Source organism: Raoultibacter phocaeensis (assembly GCF_901411515.1).
GTDB lineage: Bacteria > Actinomycetota > Coriobacteriia > Coriobacteriales > Eggerthellaceae > Raoultibacter > Raoultibacter phocaeensis.
Map to the genome: position 1 here is coordinate 26,497 of NZ_CABDUX010000002.1, position 22,269 is coordinate 48,765.

Here is a 22,269-nt window from a genome sequence, read left to right on the forward strand (position 1 = left end):
TGGCGCAAAGGGGCATCGACTTGGTAACAGAATTGGGCTAGCGGGCTTGCCGAGGCTTGTTTCGGTAACCGTTCAGGCGGCTTGTGGCGCCTAGTTGCTCGTGACTTTTGTGTTCGGCGGAAGGTCGTCTGTGAGGGCGGCCTTCCGCCTGTGCCGTTATCGAATTGGCGGATCGGTGTTTACGGCTTTACCCGTAGAGTGCGCAACTAGAGGTGCAACGCACAGGGCTATGGCCCCGACGAACCCTGCGCCGATGAGGCCTCCCGCCGCCGGGTTCGCGGCAGTCGCTCCCGTGTAGAATATCTGACGGATGCCGTCGCCGATGAAGTGCTGGGGTACCCAGGGGTAGAGCCAATCTTGATAGAGGGTCGGAAGAAGTTCGTACGGCAGGTTTCCGCACGCCATTCCGCACGCGAAGCATCCGAGGATGACTACCGCACCGAGCGGCGTTGCGATATCGAGGCATCCGACAAACAGGAGCATGAGGCAGAAACTTGCGAGCCAGAGGAAAAGGCCGGTGTCGAGAGAGGGTATCGAAAGGCCGCTTGTCTCGACTAGTGCGGTTGTACCGAATCCGATGAGCCATGAAAGCACGAGGATGAACATAGCTTGCATGCCGATCGTTTTGAATCGCTGCGAGCGGGTTGCGTCTTTCGCCGGCTTCGTTGCGACGAAGAGCGCTACCGAGCAGATCATCGACATGATGAAGACGGGCAATACGGTGAACTGCTGGGCCATGTTGAGCGTTCCGCCGCCGATGTCGGCTTCGTCGACGATCTCGAGGGTATAGGCGAGCCCCTGTTCGGCAAGCATGCTGGTGAGCATCGTTTTCACCGTCGAGGCGGCCAGGGGATTCTTGCCTTCGTCGATGATGACGGCAAGGGGGCTGATCTTCGGTATCTCGCTGTCTGCCGATCCGGCTGCGGCGTTGGGGATGCTGCTCTGGGCTCCGCTTGAAAGATCGCCTTGCGGTGTTGTGCCGTTCGGGCTCGAGGCTCCCTCGGTTTCGCTTGCTTCGGCAGATGCTCGGGCTGCAGCCACTTTTGCCGCCTGTTCGGTTTGCGCGGCCGCCGCTATCGCCTCTGCCGTTTTTGCGTCGACCTGCGATTGCGAGAAGTCCGAGGGAATTACGATCGCCGCGTACAGCTCTTCGTTTTCAATCGCTTCGTCAAGGGCTTCCTGCGAGTCGTATTCGGTCCACGTGACCGCGTGCGTTTCTTCTTCATCCTGCGATTCGAGAATCTGCTCGACGATTGTCTCGCCTGCATTCAGTGCGCCTTGCGGCGATTGTGCGCCCTCGTCTAGCGAGAGGATGCCGAGGGGAAGTCCTTTGGGTTCAGCGGTGACCATAGGGTAGACCACAAGCGACATGACGCATGCCACCACGAGGAAGGCGGCGAACGGCAGCACATAACGCTTCTTTCCCAGTTTTTCCACCATCATGTTTCCTCCTGTTCGAATGCCTGTTGATATTCCAACACCTGTTGGAATATAGTATGCACATCGCCAAGCTGGCAAAAAACCAGCAATCGGAACTCGAGTGTTGGGAAAGGTATGGGAAGACCGACGAAAAGCAGCGAGGGAATGCCCGTTCGCTCTCTTATGGAGGAAACATTCTGGAATCTGTTGCGTGAGAAGAGCTTCAACCAGATCAGCGTGAGCGAAATCGTGCGAAGAGTTGGGTGCAACCGCACGACGTTCTACTACTATTTCGACAACATCGAGGATATGACGAAGCGGGTGATCGAAGAGGCGGTTCCCGCTGACATCCCCGCCCTCGCCGAGGCTTGCTTCGAAGGAGCACTCTCGTTCGTGGAGCTTGACGACCGGTCGCGCACGTCGATCGAGCGGTTGTGCCTCGTGATTGGAAAAGGCGGAACGCCGGAGCTGATCGATCAGGTGAAGCGTGCGCTCAAAGCCGCCTGGATCGAGAAGTTCGATCTCGATTGCCGACAGCTCGACGTTTCGTGCGTGCTCGAGTTCATGGCGGGCGGCGTGGTGGGGATCTTGGGCCACGTGGGAAGCGGCGCCGACGATCGGTCGCTCGATCAGTGCATGCGTGCGGTTTCCTCGGTTTTCTCCAAACCAGCCGTTGCCTTCGCTCGGGAAAAGCGGGTGGGTGCTATTTCCCCTTCACCATGGTGAGCGAAATCTTGCCGCGGTCCTTGTCGATGCCGGTAACCCAAACGGTTACCGTATCTCCTACGGAAACGACCTCGCTCGGGTGCTTGACAAAGCGGTCGGCCATCTTCGAGATGTGCACGAGTCCGTCTTGCTTCACGCCGATGTCGACGAATGCCCCGAAATCCACGACGTTGCGGACGGTTCCCGTAAGCTCCATTCCCACCGTGAGGTCGTCGAAAGAGCGGACCCCCTTGCTGAACACCACTTCCGGAGCGTCGTCGCGCGGATCGCGCCCCGGCTTTTCCAGCTCGGCGATGATGTCGCGCAAGGTTGGGAGACCGACGCCGAGTTCGGCGGCCAAGGCCGACGGGTCGCCTAAGCGTTCGGCAATGTGCGGGATTCCTTGCTCGATGTCGGCGAGCTTCACGCCTGCCCGCTTGAGCACTTCCGTTGCCACGGGGTAGCTTTCGGGGTGGACGCTCGTGGCATCGAGGGGGTTCTTGCCTTCTGCTATGCGTAAGAATCCGGCGGCGTTCTCGAACGCCTTGGGTCCGAGCTTGGGAATCTTTTTGAGTTCGCGCCGGTCGGCGAACCTGCCGTGCTCTTCGCGATAGGCGACGACGTTCTTCGCCACAGCGGCGCTGATGCCCGCGACATAGCCCAAAAGGCTTGCGCTTGTCGTGTTGAGGTCGACTCCCACGCGGTTCACGACGTTTTCCACCACGCCCGTAAGCGCGCGCTCGAGGGCCGCTTGGTTGAGATCGTGCTGGTATTGGCCGACGCCGATCGATTGGGGTGGGATCTTCACGAGCTCGGCTAGCGGATCCTGCAGGCGGCGGCCGAGGCTCATGGCTCCGCGCGTGGTTACATCGAGATCGGGGTATTCTTCGCTTGCGAGCTTCGAAGCCGAGTAGACCGAAGCTCCGGCCTCGTTTACGATGGTGTAGCGAAGCGGTACATCGCTGTGCGCGATCAGGTCGGCGACGACCTCCTCGGTTTCGCTGCTTCCCGTTCCGTTTCCGATGACGATGGTGTTGATGCGGTAGCGTTTCACGTACTGGGCAAGCTTGGCTTGCGTCTTTTCGACTTCGGAGCGCGGCGGGGTGGGGTAGACCGTCGTGTAGTCCAGGAGTTTTCCGTATTCGTCAAGCACGGCGACCTTGCAGCCCGTGCGGTATCCCGGGTCTATGGCGATAACCCGCGCGCCCCTCACGGGGCGTTGTTGCAGAAGGTTCTCTGTGTTCTTGGCGAAAACCCGTATGGCATCGGTTTCGGCGCGCTCGGTGAGCTCGGCGCGCATCTCGCGTTCGAGCGAGGGTGCGATCAGGCGCTTGTAACTGTCGGCCAAACATGTTTTCAGAATGTCGGTGAATATGCTTGCTTGCCGAATCACCCGTCGTTCTAGCTGTTCGATCGCATAAGCGTCATCGGTTCGTACTTTGACCTTGAGCTTCCCTTCCTTTTCGCCGCGATTGATCGCAAGTACGCGGTGATTGGGTATTTTTCGGATCGGCTCGGAGAACTCGTAATACACGTCGTAAACGGTTTGTTCGGTTGCGTCGGTAGCCTCGGTTGCAAGGGCACCGTTTCTTCTGGTGAGATCGCGCAAGACTGCAGTGTTCTCCGCATCGTCGGCAACGTGCTCGGCAATGATGTCGAGTGCGCCCTGCAGGGCAGTTTCGGGCGTGTTGAACTCGCTGTTTGCGTTCACGTGGCGGGCGGCGAGCACCAGGGGATTCCCGCTTGCGAGCTGTTGAGCCATGATGAGGTTCGCCAACGGCTCGAGTCCCGCAGCGCGCGCCTTCGAGGCGCGGGTGACACGCTTTTTCTTGAAAGGCTTGTACAGGTCTTCAACGCGCTGCATAATCGTTGCGGCTTCGATGCTCTCCCGCAGTTCGGGCGTGAGCTTGCCCTGTTCGTCGATGGAGGCAAGGACTTCTGCTTTGCGTGCTTCGAGGCTCTTGAGGTACGTGAGCCTCTCATCGAAGTCGCGCAGCGTCACATCGTCGATGCCCCCGGTGGCCTCTTTTCGGTAGCGTGCGATGAACGGGATGGTATTGCCGTCGTCGATAAGGTCGATGACGGCTTCTACTTGGGCGAGCGTGAGGTTGAACTGCTTGGCGAGCGAGGTGGAAATGGTTGGCATGGTTTGCTTCTCGTTTTCCTTTGGTTTGTGCGGCGAACGCTCCGCCGCTTCCGACGAGGCGTGCCGACCGATGCGGGCGGGCTGGGCTGTTCGCTTTACAAAAACTTTCGAGTCAGGTACTCGATGACGGCATCGTTTCCGTTGACGAGCTGCCCATCGTCGTAAAGATAGGGAATCAAATCGGCATTGCCTCCCAGCTCGAGAAGCTCTTGATAGGGTTCTTCCTGTTCGACGTCGCGCTTGTCGAGTTCTATATCGTGTTCGTTGGCGAAGTTGACGACGACGGAGCACGTTTCGCACGGTGCCCAGTAGTAAAGTATCGGCTTGTCCATGGAAGAGATCCTTTCTCGCTGCGATGACTGCACAATCCTGCCGACTGCCGGCTTTTCGGATTCTGCCCGTATGCATATTGTCGGTCAAAACGGCGCATAAGGGAATGCGGAGTATGCGAACGGCTTTAACGGCGCCTGCGGAAGCTCATGATCTGATCGCTGCCTTCGCGCATCGCGGACCGTTGCGTTTATGCTCGAAAAGCTTGGAAGAAAAAAGTATGCAGTGCCTTTTGTGGCGGCTGTCGTGATCACGTGCGCGATGTCGCTCGGGTTCTATCCGATAATAAGGTATTCCTCGGGGGCCCTACCGTAAGCGACATGGACATCTATTGGCTCTTCGCTGATTATGGGCTCACTCGGCGGGAACCGAAGAGTCATATCGTCGATCGCCTTGCGCCCGCTTTTCTCCATGCATTCCCGCTCGAATGCGATCTGGCCTTGGCGTGGGTGATGCTTGGGCTCACCTCCTGCCGGCTTTACTGCTTGTCAGAATCGCGAGGGAAGACGGCGGACCTTGCGCGCGTTGCCCGCATGGCAGCTGGTGTATAATATATCTTGAGAGGTCGGCGAGGTATCCCAGAGGGTCTTTCGCCGTTCGTCCCGATCCCGCAAAGCATCGGTACGAACCGTTGCGGTAAGGTTGCCGGGGCGGGCGCTGACGCGCTGCAAGATGTCTGGGGGATACTAGGGGGTAGCATATGCCAAGCCAATGCGGTGCTTTCTGTTCATTTTGCGGAAGATGCGGCAGGGCCGTTACGAAGGAGCTGAAAGTCGAGAAGCCCCTCGACGTTGCTCCTCCGGGAGTGATTCGCGCGACGGGGGGCGTTGCCGAAAGGGGCGCATCAGCGGCGGCTTCGGGCTCCCGGATTTCCGCCGGGATGCCGGACAAGGAATACCGGTAGAGCCGAAAAGCCATGGAAATCCAGCAATTACGGTACTTTCTTTTGGCTGCTAACAGCTCGAGCTTCTCGCAAGCCGCGAAGCGGTGCTTCACATCCCGCCAGAATATCGCGCATTCAATAGGTGCTTTGGAACGGGAGCTCAATGTCGCGCTCTTCGAACGCAAGGGGAACGGCGTAGAGTTAACTTCCGCGGGATTGCAGGTCGCCTGTTTGGCCGACGATATCCTGAACCGCGTGGACTCGCTGCAGTCCTTATTCGGCCCGTCTCCTTCGCACGAAGAGGGTTTGAACATCGCGGTCTCGTACGGGTTCTTGGGGCGCATTCCCGAAAGGGCTGAATCGTTCATCTTCGGATTTGAGCAGCGCATCAGCTTGTTTGAGATGGGATGCGAGGACTGCTACCGTGCTGTCTTATCCGGGGAAGAGGACATCGGTCTAATCCTGTGCATGAAGCGGGATTTCCCAGACTGCAATTCGGACGAAGTGGGCCGATTGAAGGCGTACGCCATAGTGAACGAGAGTTCTCCGCTCGCCCAGAAGCGCCAACTATCCGTTTTCGACCTGAAGACGCAGAAGCTCCAGATCATGTCCGATTCGGCGTTCCAGCACGAGCCGCTTTTCTCTGAGTTGAACTCTCTTGGATATGACTTCTCCGACATATCGGTCGCTGCCTCCGCCTCGGCGCTGTACGGGATAAAGCGGAACGAGGCGATAGGAATCGCCACAAGCAAATTCGCTGACAGCGTCCCTGAGGGAATGCGCGCCATCCCCCTCGACGATCCTCGGTACGACTGGCGCATCTACGCGCTGCACTCTCGGCAGCCGAAGCACTGGATGGCCATAGCTCGCTTCATCCAGGGGTTCAGAAAGAGCTACTCCTCTTCGTGACGCACCGGGGTCGCCTCGTGCGCAGCGGAGACACGGCGGCCTTCGCAGGTCGGAGGAGGCGAATCCACAGAAGCGCGAGGTGGGTGACAAATCCTATTTGACACTCGGTGCCGAACCAGGGCTTTCGGCAGATATCTGACATCTTCTGCTCCCGCCATCTGCGCAGGCATACTTGTCGTTGGGCGCGAACATCGTAGGCGTCCGTGAAGACGAGTGTAAGGAGACAGCTATGAGCGAATGGAAACGTCAAGAAGATGACGAGATCATCTTCCGAACTTGCGCTTGGTCGCCTCCGGGATGCCATCCGGTGGGATGCGGCCTTCAGGTGCATGTGAAAAACGGCGTGGTGACGGAGGTCGAGGGGGATCCCGAGCACCCTATTACAAAAGGATCCCTGTGTCCGCGCTGCCTTGCGTTGACCGAGTACATCTACCATCCGGATCGGATCATCCACCCCATGAAGCGAGCGAAGGAGGATCGCGGTCTCGATACATGGGAGCGCTGTTCATGGGATGAAGCGAGCGACCTCGTGGCGAATGCGGCCAACGAGATCATCGAGAAGTACGGGGCCGAGACCATTGCGGTGTTCGGCGGCACCGGGCGCGAGGCGAACTACTGGTACACCCAGTGGGCGAACCTGGTGTTCGGTTCTCCCAATGCCGTGTACGCCCAAGCCGGATGGTCGTGCTACGGTCCGCGCATCTCCAATACCGCATTCATGCTTGGCGGCGGCTACCCCGAGATAGATTACGCCCAGAAGTTCGCCGACCGCTACGAGCATGAGGGCTTCGTGCCTCCCGAGGTCGTTGTGCTGTGGGGCAAGGAGCCCCTCCGCTCCAATCCCGACGGCATGTACGGCCATGCCGTCATCGAGATGATGCGTCAGTTCGGCACGAAGCTCATCTGCGTCGACCCCCGCATGACCTGGCTGGGGACCCGTTCCGAGATCGTCCTTCAAGTCAAGCCGGGTACCGACACCGCCATGGCCATGGCCTGGATCTACGTCATTGACCACGAGGGCCTGGCCGATCGCGAGTGGATCGACGCATGGACCTACGGGTACGACGAGCTCGTCGAGCGTTGCAAGGAGATGCCCCCTTCACGGGCGGCTGAGATATGCGGCGTCGACGAGGACCTTATCTGGAAAGCCGCCCGCATGTACGGCGAAGCCAGCCCGTCTTCGCTGGCATGGGGTCTCGCTGTGGACGAGAACCCGAACGGCACCCAGCTCGGCCAGTGCCTGATCGCGCTCATGACGATCACTGGCTTCATCGACGCCCCCGGCGGAACTACCCTGGGCATGAACGACGACGGTGGCAACCGCGTCGACGGCGGCAAGGCGAGGGATGCGAGCAAGAAGGTCGAAGACAAGAAGGACTCCACACTCGCCGTCGCGCTCAAGAACGGCCTCATGACCGAGGAGATGTGGGAGACCAAGCGGATCGGCGTCGACAAGTACCCCGCCGTGGGCGCCGTTATGTGGACCGCCCATCCCGACGAGTTCCTCAAGGCTCTCGAGACCGAGAAGCCCTACAAGGTGCACATGGCCGGCTACGTCTCTTCCAACCCCGTGGGCACCGCCATATCCGCAGAGCCCCAGCGATGGTACGAAGCCCTCAGGAAGCTCGACTTCAACTTCGCGTGCGACTGCTTCATGAACCCCACCATTATGGGTGTGTGCGACGTCGTTTTCCCGGTGGCGTCCACCATCGAGCACGACGGCATGGTGGCTACCCACTACGCCTCTAACGCCTCCTTCTATGGTGCGCAGAACAAATGCGTACAGGTGGGTGAATGTAAAAGCGACATCGAGATTATGATGATGGTCGGAAAGAAGATTCATCCCGAATTCTGGAACCGGTTCGAAACCCAGGAGGACTACGATAACTTTCATGTCATGCGCAGTTGGCTTCCCTTCAAGGAGCTTCGGGAAAAGGTCGTTGTCATGTCGGAGGAGCCCTACTACAAGTACAAGATCGGCAAGCTCCGCCCCGACGGGCAGCCCGGGTTCCCAACCACCACCGGCCGCGTGGAGTTATATTCCCTGATGTACAAGAACTGGGGCGAAGACCCGCTGCCCTATTATGAGCCGCCCGTGTACGGTCCCGACAGCTTGCCCGATCTGAGCAAGGACTACCCGTTCATGATGATCACCGGCGCGCGCGAGCAGAACTACTTCCATTCCGAGCACAAGCAGGTGCCCTCGCTTCGCAAGATCACGCCCTGGCCGATGATCGATATCAATTCGGAGGACGCAGCTGCCTGCGGTATCGAAGAGGGCGACTGGGTGGAGATACATTCGCCTTACGGCCATATTCGCCAAAAGGCCCGCGTCACCCCTACCATGAAGAAGGGCGTCGTCCACTGCATGCACGGCTTTTGGTATCCCGAGCAGGAAGCAGACGCCCCCAACCTTTACGGGAACTGGAAGTCCAACGTCAACATGCTCATGCCGAACAGCGTGAACGGCAAGCTCGGGTTTGGCAACACCTTCAAGCAGATGATGGTGAGCATCAGAAAGGTCGACGATCTGGGTGGCCCGAACGACCCCGGATCCACGGGCATCATCTTGGAACCGAGCCGTCAGGCCGAGTTCTCTATCCAGCAGAAGTGGCGTCCAGCCGACGAGCCCACCGATAAGTACCTGAAGAGATAGAGGGGAGAAGACCATGTTGCAAGGTGCTCTTTACATTGACTTCGAATTTTGCTCGGGTTGCCACAGCTGCGAGGTTGCATGTCGCACGCATCTCGGGCTACCCAGTACCGAAGACGGGATCAAAGTGCTGGAGGATCGCCCCCATCAGCATGAAGACGGTTCTTGGCATTGGGACTACCTGGCCTATCCGACGGAGCTCTGCGATCTTTGCGAGGGCCGCGTCGCGGAGGGTAAGCTGCCTTCGTGCGTGCAGTGCTGCCAAGCCAAAGTGCTCGAGTACGGCACAATCGAGGAATGCACCGCCAAGCTCCTTGGAAAGCCTAGGAAGGCGGCGGTGTTCGTCCCGTAGCGGACGTATTTCCGTCGAGGCTGCGGGAGTGCCGGCGTAAGCCGGGACCCCGCACCCTCGACGCGGATCAAGGGGCGGAACTGGAGTCTCGGGCAACCAGGGTTTCGGCTCCGCTTAGGAGAGCGACTTCCGGCCCGTCGCGAAGCGCCCTTCCAGCCAAACGAGTGGATCTTTCAGCGCAGGAAAAGCGCGCTCGCATCGGCCGGAGGCAGGCGCTTGCGGCATGCGGCTTGGAAACGCAACGAGATAAAGATAGGGGAGAAGAATGGCTCGCATCGAAGCTGCTGCCTCTGGTCGAGAAACCTGCATGAAAGGCCGGCCGGCAGATACAAAATCTCGAAAGCAGGTGCTTTCTATCGTCGTTGCTGCTGCCGTGTTCCTGTTCTTTCAGTTTGCATGTCCCGTACCGGAGGGCCTTTCGCGTTCAGCTATGTCGGCGGTCGGCATTCTTCTATGCTGCATCATATTATGGGTGACCGAGGCATTCCCGTTCATCGTCACCGTCGTCCTCGTCTACATCCTGCTTCCCGTTACCGGTGTTTTACCGTATGCCACGACCACGCTTGCGGACGGGACGGTGGTGCAGTCGGTATTCAACCAGTCTAGCTTGATGGTTCCCATTTACTGTCTGTTCATCTTCGCCGTGACTGCCGCGGTCATGGCCACGCCCATCCCGTACCGCATCGCCAACGTCGTTCTGAAATGGTCCCGGGGCGACAGCAGGAAGATGGTCGTCGGCCTCATGATGGCCACGGGGGTGTTCTCTATGTTTATCGCCGACCTCGCGGCATGCGCCATCTTCGTCGGCATCAGCCTAGCCATCGTCGAGGCCAACGGCGGGATCAAGAGGCAGTCCGGTCTCGGGAAGGCGCTTGTGATCGGCATTCCCGTCGCCGCCCTCGTCGGGGGCATCGGCACTCCTTTGGGGAATTCGTCGAACATGCTGTGCATAGGCCTGCTCGAAGCGGCCATGCCTATCCGGGTGACGTTCCTGGGATGGTGCATCGTCAACGTTCCTTTGGCGCTGGCCGTTACATTCCTTTCCGCCCTGTACATCTCCAGGGCGTTCAAGCTCGAGGACATCAAAACGGAGGCTTCCGCCAGCGTGGACGCCAAGCTGAGGGGGATAGGGGGGATCACAAAGAAAGAGTTCAAGCTTCTGGTCTGGTACATCGTCGCTTTTGGCTTAATGATTGCGAGTACGTGGGTTCCCCAGATCAATTCGATACTCGTCGCCTTGGCGTTTACCGTGATCGCGTTCCTGCCCGGGGTAAGGCTTCTGACCAAGGAAGAGTTCTACAAGAACATACCTTGGGAAGTCATCATGATGGTCATCGGCATCCAAGTGCTCGCATCCGGCCTTATGGGAACCGGTGTTGTCGAATGGCTGGTTGGTACGGTCTTCGTGGGGGTCGAAGGATGGCCCGTTCTGCTGATCGTATTCGCCATGTGCCTCGTCACGCTGGTGTTACATATGTTTATCCCCATCGGGCCCCCGGTCATCTCTGTCGTCGTGCCCCTCATGGTCGCTGTGGTATCCGCCGTCAATGCGAGCGCTGGCGGCGTAGCCATCAATCCGGCGATAATCGCCTGCATAGGCGGTGGTTTGGGCGTCGTCTCGACGTTTTTCCCTTTGGACTCCATCGTCCTGATCGGCTACGACAAAGGTTGGGTTTCAATGAGGGAATGGCTCGTCAGAGGATGGGGTCCCACGCTTATTTTGTTCGTAGCGAGCGTTCTGTGGCTTCCCTTCGCCTGCGGTTTCGCGTTCCCCGTCTAGGAACCTTGCTGTCGGTAGGTGACTTCGTTAACGGCGTTGCTGGGGGCGATGATCACCCAGCCATTGTAGCAAATGGAGGATCTCACCATGGAATCGATGCCTTTCGATGGGGTAGCCCTCGTTTTGACGGGCGCTGCGATCGTGGCTCTCGGCGCAGAGGCGGCGCAGGCGAGGGCGGGAGGAAGCGGCTGGAAGCGGCTATGCGAAAAATACTTTGCCGAGTACGTCGAGCGTATGCGGCAGTACAGGAAGTGATGCGGATTGCCTCTCGAAGGGAGGCGGCTCCGCATCGTGAAAGGATGACGTTATGTGTTTTAGACCGTCGAGCGTTGAAATGAAATGTCCTGAATGCGGCGCGTCCGTAGGCGCGTTCGATCAAACATGCGCCGAATGCGGAGCCGAATTGAGCGGTGGGGCGCCGAGGATGCCCATCGGAGCACCCGGAGCACCCGGAGCACCGGCGGTAGCCCCAGGCGCTCCAGCAGCCCCGAGCGCCCCGGCAGCCCCGGGCGCCCCGGCAGCCCCGGGCGTGCCCGGCGCTATACCGGCAGACGGTTCGAGCGCTATGCGCAAGTTGCTTTGACGATCTCGGAAAGAAGCGGGTCAGGGGACTTGTCGTAACGAGCCAGCTCCCAAGCGCAGAGAACACCGTAACCAGAACGGAAAACAAAGCGAATCAAGAAGACCGGCCGAGTCCGGACTCGGCCGGGTACTTCGATACCGCCCCATCGCGTTCATGGCGACGCTTAAAAGTTCGGGCCATTCGGTCGACGCCGAGGGTGTCTCCGGAGACGAAAGAAAAAAGCCGTTTTGGAATCGGAATGAGGGGCATCTGCCGTCATCGAGCGGCGCAGCGGGCTCGCTATCTGGGCCGTAAGCGGAGGCCGCGTGGCAGATCCCCGTCGAATTCACCGGTTCACGTCCTTCCGGCGCAAGCGCGCATCGGTACCAATGGGAAGAACGGGTTTGCCGGAACGACGTGCCCCTCAGAATGGATTTCGCCGTAAACGCGCAAGCAAGGAGAATGTCATGTTTGAAGAGCTCTACGAGCCGCTGCCCGACTCCGCGCGCTATTGGAACCGTCTGGGAATCGATCGTTGCAGGCTCTCGCTCGATCGGGAAAGCCTCGACCGCATCGTCTGCGCCCACCAATGCGCCATCCCGTTCGAGAATCTCGATGCGTGCGACTATCGCACACCTATCTCGCTCGGCATCGGCGATTTGTTCGAAAAGATCATCCTCGGCAGACGGGGCGGCTACTGCTTCGAACTCAACGCGCTGTTTGCTGCACTGCTCGCCGATACGGGCTTCACCGTTGTGCCGTGTTTCGCTCGCAGCCTCAAAAACAAGGGATATATCCAACCCGTCGCCCACCGCGGTACCATTGTTGCGCTCGGGGAAGAACGGGTGTTCTGCGATGTCGGATACGGCGGCCCTATGTCCGCCTGCGCTCTGCCACTCGAGGACGGTGCCGAAATCTCGTCGTGCGGGCAGACTTTCCTCGTCGAGCGCATGGAAGACCCTTGGTGGCGCATTCTTTACTGCGGGCGCGCATCCTTGGACGGGGTAATCGCAAGCGGATCATCGGCCGAGCTGGGGCCCGAGCCCGTGCTCGCCTTTATGGATGCGGCGCAGCACGAAGTTGATTTCGTCGCCCTCTCGCTGTACTGTTCGACGCACCCTAGCTCGATCTTCACCCAGCAGCGCATGATCAACCGGAGAACCGAAGAAGGCAGCGCATCCATAATTGCCGACCGATTCGTGCGAACAGCGCAAGGCGCCAAAGAGCAGCGGATTATCGGATCGGAAGACGAGTTTCATGCGTTGCTTGAGCAGCACTTTGGCATCGTCGCACCGAGAAAATCCTGGTCATGAGGCTTCTTGAGGATACGGCCATGCGGCAAGGTATGTTGGGCGCTTTGCTTTCCGTAGTCGCGCTGGCTGCATCATTGTTGTTCTCGTCTTACTTCTGGACCTTGCTTCGAGTACGGAGTCGATGTGGTCAGGCAGGACACGCCTGACTCCTCGTACGGGTTCTTGGATACGAAAGCGCTGCATTGCGGCAATCGCCATATCGATTGCGGCGCGGGCTCAACAAAAGAGGGAACCGCAAAAGAGGGAGTTGGTCGTAGATGGAGAAAAGCATTGCTGTTCATGCAGAAAGGGGAAAGCCGGGGCTTGTCTGCCCGTGAATGTGAAACAGCCCTGCAGTATGCTCAAGGGAAGAAGCGTCCGCCCCATATCAGCGAACAATGCTTCGTCTCTGCCATCACCGCGAAAACCCACCTCAAGACGGTTTATGCGAAAACTGGATATCATAGCAAACAGGAGTTGATCGACGTGGTCAATTCGACCAAATCTTAGATAGCGCCTTTTCGACAGGCTGCGGAACGCTTTCGAAGGGAGTCTGCGACCCTCGAGGTCGCCTCTCGAAGGTGCCGCTCGGGATACTGCAGGCTTTCTTCGACGGTGCTTCCCTCGCTGGCCTCGAAGACGGTGAGGCCGTGTTCGCGGAGCACGTGCTTTTCGCATGTGCACGTTCCGCATATCGATACCACGGGTACGGCCCCCGCTTCCGCTGCGCGCAGAACGCCTGAAAGCACTTTGCCCGAGAAGCTTTGGGCGTCGAGCTTTCCTTCCCCGGTGACGACGAGATCCGCATCGGCGATCCGGTGCCGAAAGTCGTACAGATCCAAAACGGCATCGATGCCGCGCACGAGCCGGGCGCCCAGCATGGTTGCGCAGCCGAACCCGAGTCCGCCACCGGCTCCCGAGCCGGGAACGTGCGCGCAATCGATTCCCGATGCCCGGAGCATCACGCCGCCAAGATGGCGAAGGCCGTCATCGAGGGTGCGGACCTGTTCGGCGTCGGCGCCTTTCTGGGGTCCGTAAACGAAGGCTGCTCCCGTCGGTCCGTACAGGGGGTTGTCGACATCGCAGAACACCATGAACGAGCTCTGGCGTACGCGCGCATCGACGCCGCTCATGTTGACGCGCGCGATGTCGCCCAACGTTGCGCCGTTGGGTACGAAGCCTTTGTTTTCGCTGTCGGAAAACTCAGCTCCGAGGGCGGCTGCCATGCCGCAGCCTCCGTCGGTTGTTGCGGTGCCGCCGAGGCACAGGATGAAATCGCGCAGACCCCGATCGAGTGCCTGCAAGATGAGCTGTCCGAACCCGTAGGTGTTCGAATCCATCGGATGAAGCCCGATCTGCCTGGTGATGCCGCAGCTTTGCGCTGCTTCCAAAACCGCTTTCCCTCCGGCGGTTACTCCGAATTGGGCTGTGATCTGCCTTTTGTCGGGCGATAGGACGCTCGCCTGCTCGATGCGCCCGCCGAGAACGGCGAGGATGGCTTCGAGACTTCCTTCGCCGCCATCGGCTAGCGGTATCTCTACGATCTCGCAGGCGGGGATGCGGGCGGCGAGTCCGCCTCTCACGATGGCGGCAACCTGCTGCGCGCTCAGCGAGCCCTTGAAGCTGTCGGGCGCAACGACGATCTTCATCGGAGCTCCTTCCGATCTGCGGCGCGGCGCGTTTCGCTTGGATGCCATCACGGCCGCTCGAGGCCGAGCGCTTCGTTCTTGCGCTGCCAGTAGCGATTGAAGCTGTTCTTCCCGGGCATGGTCTGCCAATCGGCTCGGTAGAATTCGTCGACGAGAGCCTGCTCTTCTCTGCCGGCTTCGGCGGACAATGCGGCGAGGGCCGCTGTGTCGACGACGTCGGCGCTCATCAGGCTCGCTTCCTCATCGATCCAGCGTCTTTCGAGAACCCTGATTCGTTCGCGGTATGCGGTGGCATCGATTTTGCCAGCCAAAATCGCCCGATGTATATGCTCGCGCTTCATCCAGTATGCGAGGCTCGCTGCGGAGTCGGCGAAGAGCGGGGGAGCGTCCGAGTTCCAGAACACCGGCTTGAAGGCAGCGATGCAGGGCGTCGAGCAACCGGTGATCCAGAGCGTGGTGGGTTTTCTCGCGCGCAGCGTTGCAACGAGGGATCCGGTGGTGTGGTCGCCGATCATGCCGCCTGCGTGCATGCACACGCTGCCGACGCTGCCCTGTGAGAATTCCCTCCCGCCTGCTCCGGGGGCGTGCGTTCTGAGGATGCCCATGAGGCCTTCGGCTTCGAGATCGGGTGCGAGCTTCTGTTCGACCAGGCAGCGCCGTTGCTTTGCTTGGGAGAAGTGCGAGCGAACGGGTTCGGTGAAGCGTTTCGAGAAGTCCTCGCCCGGCGCAGCGCCTGCGCGCGCAACGTGGTCTGCGCCGATGCCCAAGCGGTTGGACAGGGCGTACGCGTTTACGGCCTTCACGAGGGCGTAGTTCTTGCCGGAGGTTTCCAGCACGTAGCCCTCGTCGGCGTCGCAGACAAGGAAGCTGTTGTCGTAGTGAAACTCCTTATCGAACCCGCAATTGCCGCCTTGCCCGTAGGTTTCGAGCAGACCGATGAGCACCTCGACCGCCTCGGTTGCCGTTGCCGCGCGTTCGAGCGCAAGGCGCAGAAGGTCCATGCCGATCAGGGACGGCTCGCCTCTCTTGGCCTTGGTGAACACCGCTTCGTTGCCGATCGCCACGCCTGCGTCGTTGACCCCCATCTCTGCGCCCCAGATCCACGAGGGTTTGCACAGTATCATCTCGCGGGTGCGCTCGACTTGGGGAACGTCGATGTAAGTGCAGCGCACGGTCTCGCCCGGCTCATGGTGCGCGGCGGGGATGCGCAGGGTCAGAAGAGGTTCGTTGGGGCTTCGGTCGCTGTTCTTCGCAAAACGGCTCCAACCGTCAAAGCTGTAGTGTGGAGCGAGGTACATGGTGTCGCACATGGCTGTCCTCCCGCGATTGCACGGATAGCTTTCCCGTAGTATACATCGGTTGCGCGGAAGGCGTGAGGCCGCTCGCTTTTGGTTCCGAATGATAGTAGAGTGCGTAGTCGTTGTGGACGTGCGGACGGGAAACGGGAGTGCGATGAACATCCAAGTATTCGGAACCAAGAAGAGCTTCGATACCAAGAAAGCCCAGCGCTACTTCAAGGAGCGGCGCGTGAAGTTCCAGTTCATCGATCTGAAGGAAAAAGGCATGAGCAAAGACGAGCTCGAATCGGTCTGCCGCGCGGTCGGGGGCATCGATAAGGTGATCGATCCCAAGGCGAAAGACGGAGATACGGTGGCTCTGCTTACCTATTTGGCTCCCGAGCAAAAGTTCGATAAAGTCCTAGAGAACCAGCACGTCATTGTCGAGCCTGTGGTACGCAACGGCAAGCAGGCCACCGTGGGCTATGCCCCCGAAGTATGGAAGACGTGGGAGTAGGGTCTGGCTCGCATCTTTCGGTGAAGAGGTGTCGCTGGATTCAGCTGAGGCTGTTTCGGCAGCGTCCGTGCGAACGCGCCTATCGTGCATCCAGTTCTAAAACATATTCTCGGCTATCGAAGAACCGAATACCGTCAACGTGGGGCGTGATGCCGTCGTGGTCGTATACGAATCCAAGTTTTTCGATCACCTTTGCCGACGCATGGTTTTCTTTGGCGTGACCGCCGGCTACCTTCCGTATCCCAAGGTCGACTGCTGCAAAGTCGAGAATAGCCCTCATTGCTTCGGTCGTATATCCGCGATTCCAGTGGGTTTTGTTGATGTTGTAGCCGACCTGAAACAGACCGTAGCTCTCTTCCCAAATCAGTCCACCCGAGCCGAACAATTCACCTGTCTCTTTGAGAACGAAGCCCCAGATGTAGTTGTCCTGCAAACGCGGTGAGCCTTCGCAGTCGTGCTTCCATTCGACTTCTTTCAGCCACTCTATCGTATCGTCGATGGAATGATGCGGAAGCCAGCTGACGTATTGCGCAACCTCTTCGTCTCCGGTCCAACCGTGGTAAGCCGTTTCGGCATCGGCAAGGGTGAGCGGTCTGAGAATGAGGCGATCCGTTTGCAGAATCATATGCTCCCAGAGCCCTCTTCGCCTTCGTTTCTTGCTCTCTTGACGAGCATAACGATGCCTGCAAGCACTGCGCCGACGACGATCCCGAAGCAGGCCGACAGCAGGGTGTCGGCGCACCAAAGAAGAAAACCGTTGCTGATCTGGCTCGTCAGGTCGTGCACGATAGTTGCGAACAGGGGCAGGCCGACTTGTGCCAGGTTTACGATGAGAAGGTGCCCTCCCACCCACAGCATTGCGGCGACGCCCACCACGGTTAGAAGTGCGAATACCTTCGGCATGAGCTTGACCAAGCCGACTCCGAATGCCTGCAGAAACGAGCTCGCCTTTTCGGCGCCCCGCTCTGCGAGCCAGCGGCCGGCATCGTCGACTTTGATGAGAAGGCCTACCGATCCGTACACCAAAAGCGTCATCAGCACGGCGACGACGATGAGCATGATGAGCCTCATCCACCAATCGCCCGACTCCAGTGCATCAACCGAAATGAGCATGATCTCGGCTGAGAGCACGAAGTCGGTGGTTGCTGCTCCTTGGATGATCGACTTCTCGTCTTTGGGCGAGCGGTCGACGATTTCTTGTGCGGCATCGGCTTTGCTGCCGTGTTGAACACGGTGGATGATTTTCTCAGCGCCCTCATAGGCAAGATAGCATCCTCCAACGATGAGCGCCCAGGGAAAAATCCAGGGTGCGATGGCCGAGAGGATCATGATCGCAACGATGATAATGCCTTTGTTGATGAGCGAGCGTTTTGCTATGGCGGCAACGACAGGCAATTCTCGTGCGGGGGAGATGCCCTGAACGTACTGGGGCGTTACCGCTGCGTCGTCGATGACGACCGCCGCGCACTTGGAGGCGGCTTTGCCTGCACCTGCAGCAATGTCGTCAACGCTTGCTGCCGCCGCTTTGGCGAGCACGGCGATATCGTCGAGAAATGCGAAAAACGAACTCACGGGCATCCTATCTTCAGGTTCGCAGCGCCCCCGCGCTTCCAGCGGGGGCACACCGACCAAGTGCATCAAAGCGAAGGGTACGTACGGCAAGAAGTATAGCAGGGGTGCGTGGCGGCGAGGGGCACGTGCCCTTCGCTACGATTTGGACACAAGCCGACGAGTGTTGCGTGCGGCGCTCGATGCCACCTGCGGCCTTGCCCTCGACGGATCCACGCTGCGCGCATTAAGCAGCGAGAGGGCGCCCCGAGTTCTTCTGCGTCTGCGGGCCTTTGCGGGTTCGAGGTTTTGTCGAAACGTCGCCCCGAAATGGCGGCGAACCGTCGCTTTGCGAAACGGAAGCACCCCACTGGGCCCATATCGCCTATCTCTTGTTAGCCACGCCGAACCGCGGTCAGGTGTTTTGCGGGGCGGAAACGTACTCGGACGCCCTCGAAGTTCGTAACGCTTTCGCAAAGCTCGCCTTCGCCGCCATCGGAAGGCCGTTTTCGCGCGGAAACACATTATCGATAAACTGCCTTAGTTGCTTGACGGCGGGCGCAATTGGGCGTTCGGCTTATGTCGGCCTCATGTCGGCGAAAGGCCTCTTCGCCATGAAGCATGCCGCAAGTTGATCGCAGTGCAATCCTGTATGATGGGGATACAATCCCAGCGTTGCGTGAGAGGTGAGGTTCACCATGGAAGAACAACCCCGATGCTCATGGCCAGGCGATATTCCGATATACGTCGACTACCACGACAACGAGTGGGGCAGGCCCTCCCACGACGACCGCGAACTGTTCGAACTCTTGATTCTCGAGGGTGCGCAGGCGGGCCTTTCGTGGATCACGATCCTGAAAAAGCGGGAGGCGTATCGCAAGGCTTTCGATGATTTCGATCCTGTGAAGGTGTCTCGCTACGATGAGAAAAAAGTTGAAGAGCTCATGGAAAACGAGGGGATCATCCGCAACCGCCTCAAGATCAACGCGGCCATCGCCAACGCGAAGTTGTTTTTGGACATAGTCGAAGAGTTCGGAAGTTTCGACGCGTTCCTATGGGGTTACGTGGATGGCGCGCCTATCGTGAACCGATGGGAAAGTGAGGATGAGATTCCAGCGAGCACACCGCTTTCCGACCGCATCAGCAAGGATCTGAAGAAGCGCGGTTTCAAATTCGTCGGCTCCACCATCATGTACGCCTATATGCAATCCATCGGCATGGTGAACGACCATGTAACCGGGTGCTTCGTGTATAGGGAGCTGGCGGGCGGTCCCGCTGTGTCCGATGTGCGATCCAGCTAAAGGAAACTCTTCTCCACCCAATCCCGATACCGCTTGATGCCTTCGGGGCATAGGCGATAGTATGCTTTGCCGTCTTTGAGCGAACACTCGACGAAAGCGGCGGAGAGCAGGGCATTCATATGATGCGAGGTGGTTGCGGGGGTGAGATCGAGCATGCGGGCGATTTCCAGATTGTACAGCTCCTCGGTTTTGAGAGCTTCCAGGATTTCCAGCCTGTTCGCATCGCTGAGCGCTTTTGCGGCAAGGATGGCCTCGGTTTTGCCGTACCCCTCGTTCTGTCCTGCGAAAACCCTCGTGACAAGCAGGCCGAACACGCAGAAGGTATCGTAGAGGATAACCGCCAAAGCGGCAGCAAGCGATGGCACGATGATCGTGTTCGGGTTCGATGCGAGCACCTGGCTCACTACGTCGGGAAGTTCGTTTTTGCTCACACAATCTTCGAGGAGCTCGAGGAGCGGCCGTATTTCTGCTTCGTGTTTCGCGTACGCGTAGTCGAAAGCGGGCAGGTTCGCGTTAATCGCATCGATAACCAGCATAAGCCTTTGCTTGGGCTGCTGGAGCAGGGCGGCTATCTGCCATTTCGCCTTATCCGGAAACCCGCTTGTTTGAAGAGCGTCGACGACGCTGCCGTCGCTCTCCAGAAGATCGCTGAATAGGTCATCGACGGCAATGCGCACTTCTTCTTCGGAGATATCGTTGAAGCCGTCAAGCCAGTTGGGGTTCTTGATGATAAGCGGGATCAGCGACAAAGCGAGCTCGTCGGCCATGTTTTCGATGAACGCGGTGCCTTCGGTTTCCACTCTGCGGCTATCGAAATCGGCGAAGAACTTTTCCAAAAGGGGGTAGTTCGCCGCATAAAAGGCGGTGCCGTTGATGCCGAAGTCATCGAGCGCCTTGATCGCTTTCTTTTTCTGCTGTTTGCCCCAATGAGAAACCGTCAAGAGGGAAAGCGTCTCAATCGCCGGGTGTAGAAGGTATTTCATGCTGCTGGACCTCAACCTCTTTCGAAATAGCTTGATCGCCGCAATCAAGGCGCTGGAACTGCGCAAACGCGCCGTGCCGTTCGACGAGCGAATCGTAGGTTCCTGTTTCTTGGATACGTCCCTGGTGCATAAAGAGTATAGCATCGTAGCGGTTCAAAAGTTCGGGTCTCAGGTTGTGGGTGATGGTTATCATGGTCAGATCTTCGAGTTCCAAAAGCGCGTTTTCGATGTCGTAGGCGGTTTGGATGTCTACCGCGCTCGTGCCCTCGTCGAGGATGAGCAAAGGCTTCTGCTCGATCAGCGCCCGCGCAACGGCGATTCGCTGACGCTGGCCTCCTGAAAGCTTGGAGCCCATCTCGCCTGCGCGGGTGGCGAGCCCGCTTTCGGTTTGATCGAGGAATTTTGCGACGCCGCTCGTATCCAGCGCTTTGCGCCATTCGGCTTTCGAATACGTGCGGCCAAGGCCGATGTTGTACTCGATGGTTTCGTCGAATAAGTAGACGCCCTGGTGGATGGTCGACATGATGCTGAGCAGCTCGTCGATATCGAGATCGCGGAGCTCGGTTCCGTCTACCCGAATCGCACCGGAATACGTGCTGTGTTCTGCTCCCAAAAGACCCATAAGCGTGCTTTTTCCGCAACCGCTTTCGCCCACAAGCGCGTACTTCTTGCCTTTTTCGAGCGTCAGATCAAGCTCGGAAAGAACCGGCTGGCCTTCCGAGTAGGCAAAGCCGAGCTCTTCGAACCGAATATCCTTTTCGAAGGCCGGTTTGGTTGTTCCGCGGAACGCGGACGGCTCGGGAGTGCTCAGCTCTTCGAGCCTGCCGAGTACGGGCAGCGCTCCTTGGATTCGGGGGATGCTTTGCATGATAACCGCAACCGGTTGCACGAAAGCGCCTGAGAGCTGCAGGATAGCCAGAAGCGCTCCGGCAGTCATCTGTCCGTTCAGAACCAGAAAACCTGCTACCAGCATGGTGCCGATTTGGGATCCTGCACCCACGACAGCGGCGATGCTTTCGCTGACTGATAAGAGCTTATCGACGGCGTATTTTCTGGTTGCAAGAGTTCGGTTCTGATCGGAGAAGTCTTCCCTAACCCGATCGGCCAGCCTGTACGAACGGATGACGTCATAGCCCGAGAACTGATCCTTCACTTTCATGGTGAAGAGGGAAAGACCCGCTGAATACGCTTCTTGCCGCTTGCCTATGGGCTTGCCCAAGCTGGCAGGAAGAAGGTACATGAGGACGAGGCTCGCTACCATGATCCCGCCGATGAGGGGACTGTAGAAAAAGAGGGCGACGGCGGCCATCACGAAAATGATCGCGTATTGGATCGTGTTGAGAAACGGCACGATGACGTTCTCCTCGATAATCGTCATGTCGTTGGTGAGTGCGGAGAGGTAATCGGCGGTGTTTGTTGTGCGGTACTGTTCGGTGTCGCGGGACAGTATGCCCTTCTGAACACGAGACCGAAGATCTCGGATGGCGTTGACGACGAGCTTCTTCTCGGCAAGCGTAGCGCCGAGCGCCACGACGAGCAGGATGACAATGTAGCCGACTACGACCCAAATCATAGTGGTGAAGAGCTCCCAGTTTCCGTCAACTACCGCGTTGAGGATGTTTTCCAAGATGACTGCTGCCGCAATCGTAAGCGCCGCGCTCATGATGCTCAGGATCATGGTGAGGACGAAGAGGGCTTTGTGGTTACGGAAAAGCTTGAGCATGAGGTGCTCCTTTTTCGGATGGTCTGACGATGACTCATATTAGATGAATGTCTAATACGAGTCAATATGAATATTATCGAACTTTTAAGGAGTTGCTACCGAGCGTTTGGGACCTCGACAAAGCGATTATCGGTTGAGCACGTTATCCGGTGTCGTCCGTCATGACTAGACTCCGCTGCATGCAAGAAGCCGCTCGTCGAATCCAATCGACGAGCGGCTTCTTGTGCCATCCGTTTGCTC

The 22,269-nt window shown here is 58.6% G+C and carries 19 protein-coding genes and 1 pseudogene; 11 read left to right on the plus strand and 9 right to left on the minus strand.

Annotation, left to right across the window (positions count from 1 at the left end; all coding sequences use genetic code 11):
- Window positions 1-156: 156 nt before the first annotated feature.
- Window positions 157-1,443, minus strand: a complete 1,287-nt coding sequence (locus FJE54_RS08010; RefSeq protein ID WP_139652285.1) for a YhgE/Pip domain-containing protein — start codon at window positions 1,441-1,443, stop codon at window positions 157-159.
- A gap of 111 nt (window positions 1,444-1,554) precedes the next feature.
- Here FJE54_RS08010 and FJE54_RS08015 point away from each other — a divergent pair, with 111 nt between their 5' ends.
- Window positions 1,555-2,145, plus strand: a complete 591-nt coding sequence (locus FJE54_RS08015) for a TetR/AcrR family transcriptional regulator (protein WP_139652286.1) — start codon at window positions 1,555-1,557, stop codon at window positions 2,143-2,145.
- Here FJE54_RS08015 and FJE54_RS08020 read toward each other — a convergent pair.
- Window positions 2,123-4,270, minus strand: a complete 2,148-nt coding sequence (locus FJE54_RS08020) for a Tex family protein (RefSeq protein ID WP_139652287.1) — start codon at window positions 4,268-4,270, stop codon at window positions 2,123-2,125. The genes FJE54_RS08015 and FJE54_RS08020 overlap by 23 nt on opposite strands.
- A gap of 95 nt (window positions 4,271-4,365) precedes the next feature.
- Window positions 4,366-4,602, minus strand: coding sequence for a glutathione S-transferase N-terminal domain-containing protein (locus tag FJE54_RS08025; RefSeq protein WP_139652288.1), 237 nt, complete (start codon window positions 4,600-4,602; stop codon window positions 4,366-4,368).
- Window positions 4,603-5,516: 914 nt separating this feature from the next.
- On the opposite strand from FJE54_RS08025, the pseudogene FJE54_RS16440 reads away from it, so the two are divergent.
- The 8 genes and pseudogenes from FJE54_RS16440 to FJE54_RS08060 form a co-directional block, all read left to right on the plus strand.
- A pseudogene (locus FJE54_RS16440) lies at window positions 5,517-5,687 on the plus strand (LysR family transcriptional regulator); the annotation flags it as partial.
- 27 nt (window positions 5,688-5,714) lie between these two features.
- On the plus strand, window positions 5,715-6,392 hold the full coding sequence (locus FJE54_RS08030) for a LysR family transcriptional regulator substrate-binding protein (protein WP_255467297.1): 678 nt from the start codon (window positions 5,715-5,717) through the stop codon (window positions 6,390-6,392).
- Between the two features lie 229 nt (window positions 6,393-6,621).
- Window positions 6,622-9,048 carry a molybdopterin-dependent oxidoreductase gene (locus tag FJE54_RS08035; protein ID WP_139652290.1) on the plus strand — a complete coding sequence of 809 codons (2,427 nt, stop codon included), beginning with the start codon at window positions 6,622-6,624 and terminating at the stop codon, window positions 9,046-9,048.
- A gap of 13 nt (window positions 9,049-9,061) precedes the next feature.
- Complete coding sequence (locus tag FJE54_RS08040; protein ID WP_139652291.1) at window positions 9,062-9,397, plus strand: 4Fe-4S dicluster domain-containing protein; 336 nt, start codon at window positions 9,062-9,064, stop codon at window positions 9,395-9,397.
- 307 nt (window positions 9,398-9,704) lie between these two features.
- Window positions 9,705-11,177: an SLC13 family permease gene (locus tag FJE54_RS08045; RefSeq protein ID WP_255467469.1), complete on the plus strand. Its 1,473-nt coding sequence runs from the start codon at window positions 9,705-9,707 to the stop codon at window positions 11,175-11,177.
- An 87-nt stretch (window positions 11,178-11,264) separates the two neighbouring features.
- A complete protein-coding gene (locus tag FJE54_RS16020) occupies window positions 11,265-11,432 on the plus strand; it encodes a hypothetical protein (protein WP_180326651.1) in 168 nt (55 codons plus the stop codon).
- Window positions 11,433-12,206: 774 nt separating this feature from the next.
- Window positions 12,207-13,052 carry an arylamine N-acetyltransferase family protein gene (locus FJE54_RS08055; protein WP_180326652.1) on the plus strand — a complete coding sequence of 282 codons (846 nt, stop codon included), beginning with the start codon at window positions 12,207-12,209 and terminating at the stop codon, window positions 13,050-13,052.
- A 123-nt stretch (window positions 13,053-13,175) separates the two neighbouring features.
- Window positions 13,176-13,541, plus strand: coding sequence for a helix-turn-helix transcriptional regulator (locus FJE54_RS08060; protein WP_139652295.1), 366 nt, complete (start codon window positions 13,176-13,178; stop codon window positions 13,539-13,541).
- On the opposite strand, the gene FJE54_RS08065 is transcribed toward FJE54_RS08060, so the two are convergent.
- On the minus strand, window positions 13,538-14,680 hold the full coding sequence (locus FJE54_RS08065; RefSeq protein WP_180326653.1) for a glycerate kinase: 1,143 nt from the start codon (window positions 14,678-14,680) through the stop codon (window positions 13,538-13,540). The two genes, FJE54_RS08060 and FJE54_RS08065, sit on opposite strands and share 4 nt — an antisense overlap.
- A 47-nt stretch (window positions 14,681-14,727) precedes the next feature.
- On the minus strand, window positions 14,728-15,990 hold the full coding sequence (locus FJE54_RS08070) for a peptidase C69 family protein (RefSeq protein WP_139652297.1): 1,263 nt from the start codon (window positions 15,988-15,990) through the stop codon (window positions 14,728-14,730).
- A gap of 142 nt (window positions 15,991-16,132) precedes the next feature.
- Here FJE54_RS08070 and FJE54_RS08075 point away from each other — a divergent pair, with 142 nt between their 5' ends.
- The gene (locus FJE54_RS08075; RefSeq protein WP_139652298.1) at window positions 16,133-16,474 is read left to right on the plus strand and encodes an arsenate reductase family protein; all 342 of its coding nucleotides are present in this window, start codon (window positions 16,133-16,135) and stop codon (window positions 16,472-16,474) included.
- Between the two features lie 79 nt (window positions 16,475-16,553).
- Here the strand turns inward: FJE54_RS08075 and FJE54_RS08080 are convergent, their stop codons facing one another.
- Window positions 16,554-17,099: a GNAT family N-acetyltransferase gene (locus tag FJE54_RS08080; RefSeq protein ID WP_139652299.1), complete on the minus strand. Its 546-nt coding sequence runs from the start codon at window positions 17,097-17,099 to the stop codon at window positions 16,554-16,556.
- Window positions 17,096-18,046, minus strand: coding sequence for a DUF808 domain-containing protein (locus FJE54_RS08085; RefSeq protein WP_218971909.1), 951 nt, complete (start codon window positions 18,044-18,046; stop codon window positions 17,096-17,098). Before FJE54_RS08085 ends, FJE54_RS08080 begins: the two co-directional genes overlap by 4 nt.
- A gap of 674 nt (window positions 18,047-18,720) precedes the next feature.
- Here FJE54_RS08085 and FJE54_RS08090 point away from each other — a divergent pair.
- A complete protein-coding gene (locus FJE54_RS08090; protein ID WP_139652301.1) occupies window positions 18,721-19,323 on the plus strand; it encodes a DNA-3-methyladenine glycosylase I in 603 nt (200 codons plus the stop codon).
- Here FJE54_RS08090 and FJE54_RS08095 read toward each other — a convergent pair.
- Both FJE54_RS08095 and FJE54_RS08100 read right to left on the minus strand, forming a co-directional pair.
- Complete coding sequence (locus FJE54_RS08095) at window positions 19,320-20,306, minus strand: ArsR/SmtB family transcription factor (protein WP_180326654.1); 987 nt, start codon at window positions 20,304-20,306, stop codon at window positions 19,320-19,322. The two genes, FJE54_RS08090 and FJE54_RS08095, sit on opposite strands and share 4 nt — an antisense overlap.
- Complete coding sequence (locus tag FJE54_RS08100; protein WP_139652303.1) at window positions 20,278-22,029, minus strand: ABC transporter ATP-binding protein; 1,752 nt, start codon at window positions 22,027-22,029, stop codon at window positions 20,278-20,280. Before FJE54_RS08100 ends, FJE54_RS08095 begins: the two co-directional genes overlap by 29 nt.
- Window positions 22,030-22,269 lie beyond the last annotated feature (240 nt).

Bases quoted from the DNA above. Each gene is read 5' to 3' on its own strand.
- FJE54_RS08075 (WP_139652298.1), top strand. From the start codon at position 16,133: ATGAACATCCAAGTATTCGGAACCAAGAAGAGCTTCGATACCAAGAAA.
- FJE54_RS08100 (WP_139652303.1), bottom strand. From the start codon at position 22,029: ATGCTCAAGCTTTTCCGTAACCACAAAGCCCTCTTCGTCCTCACCATG.
- FJE54_RS08040 (WP_139652291.1), top strand. From the start codon at position 9,062: ATGTTGCAAGGTGCTCTTTACATTGACTTCGAATTTTGCTCGGGTTGC.
- FJE54_RS08090 (WP_139652301.1), top strand. From the start codon at position 18,721: ATGGAAGAACAACCCCGATGCTCATGGCCAGGCGATATTCCGATATAC.
- FJE54_RS08065 (WP_180326653.1), bottom strand. From the start codon at position 14,680: ATGAAGATCGTCGTTGCGCCCGACAGCTTCAAGGGCTCGCTGAGCGCG.
- FJE54_RS08080 (WP_139652299.1), bottom strand. From the start codon at position 17,099: ATGATTCTGCAAACGGATCGCCTCATTCTCAGACCGCTCACCCTTGCC.
- FJE54_RS08095 (WP_180326654.1), bottom strand. From the start codon at position 20,306: ATGAAATACCTTCTACACCCGGCGATTGAGACGCTTTCCCTCTTGACG.
- FJE54_RS08070 (WP_139652297.1), bottom strand. From the start codon at position 15,990: ATGTGCGACACCATGTACCTCGCTCCACACTACAGCTTTGACGGTTGG.
- FJE54_RS08055 (WP_180326652.1), top strand. From the start codon at position 12,207: ATGTTTGAAGAGCTCTACGAGCCGCTGCCCGACTCCGCGCGCTATTGG.
- FJE54_RS08010 (WP_139652285.1), bottom strand. From the start codon at position 1,443: ATGATGGTGGAAAAACTGGGAAAGAAGCGTTATGTGCTGCCGTTCGCC.
- FJE54_RS08025 (WP_139652288.1), bottom strand. From the start codon at position 4,602: ATGGACAAGCCGATACTTTACTACTGGGCACCGTGCGAAACGTGCTCC.
- FJE54_RS08015 (WP_139652286.1), top strand. From the start codon at position 1,555: ATGGGAAGACCGACGAAAAGCAGCGAGGGAATGCCCGTTCGCTCTCTT.
- FJE54_RS16020 (WP_180326651.1), top strand. From the start codon at position 11,265: ATGGAATCGATGCCTTTCGATGGGGTAGCCCTCGTTTTGACGGGCGCT.
- FJE54_RS08045 (WP_255467469.1), top strand. From the start codon at position 9,705: ATGAAAGGCCGGCCGGCAGATACAAAATCTCGAAAGCAGGTGCTTTCT.
- FJE54_RS08020 (WP_139652287.1), bottom strand. From the start codon at position 4,270: ATGCCAACCATTTCCACCTCGCTCGCCAAGCAGTTCAACCTCACGCTC.
- FJE54_RS08035 (WP_139652290.1), top strand. From the start codon at position 6,622: ATGAGCGAATGGAAACGTCAAGAAGATGACGAGATCATCTTCCGAACT.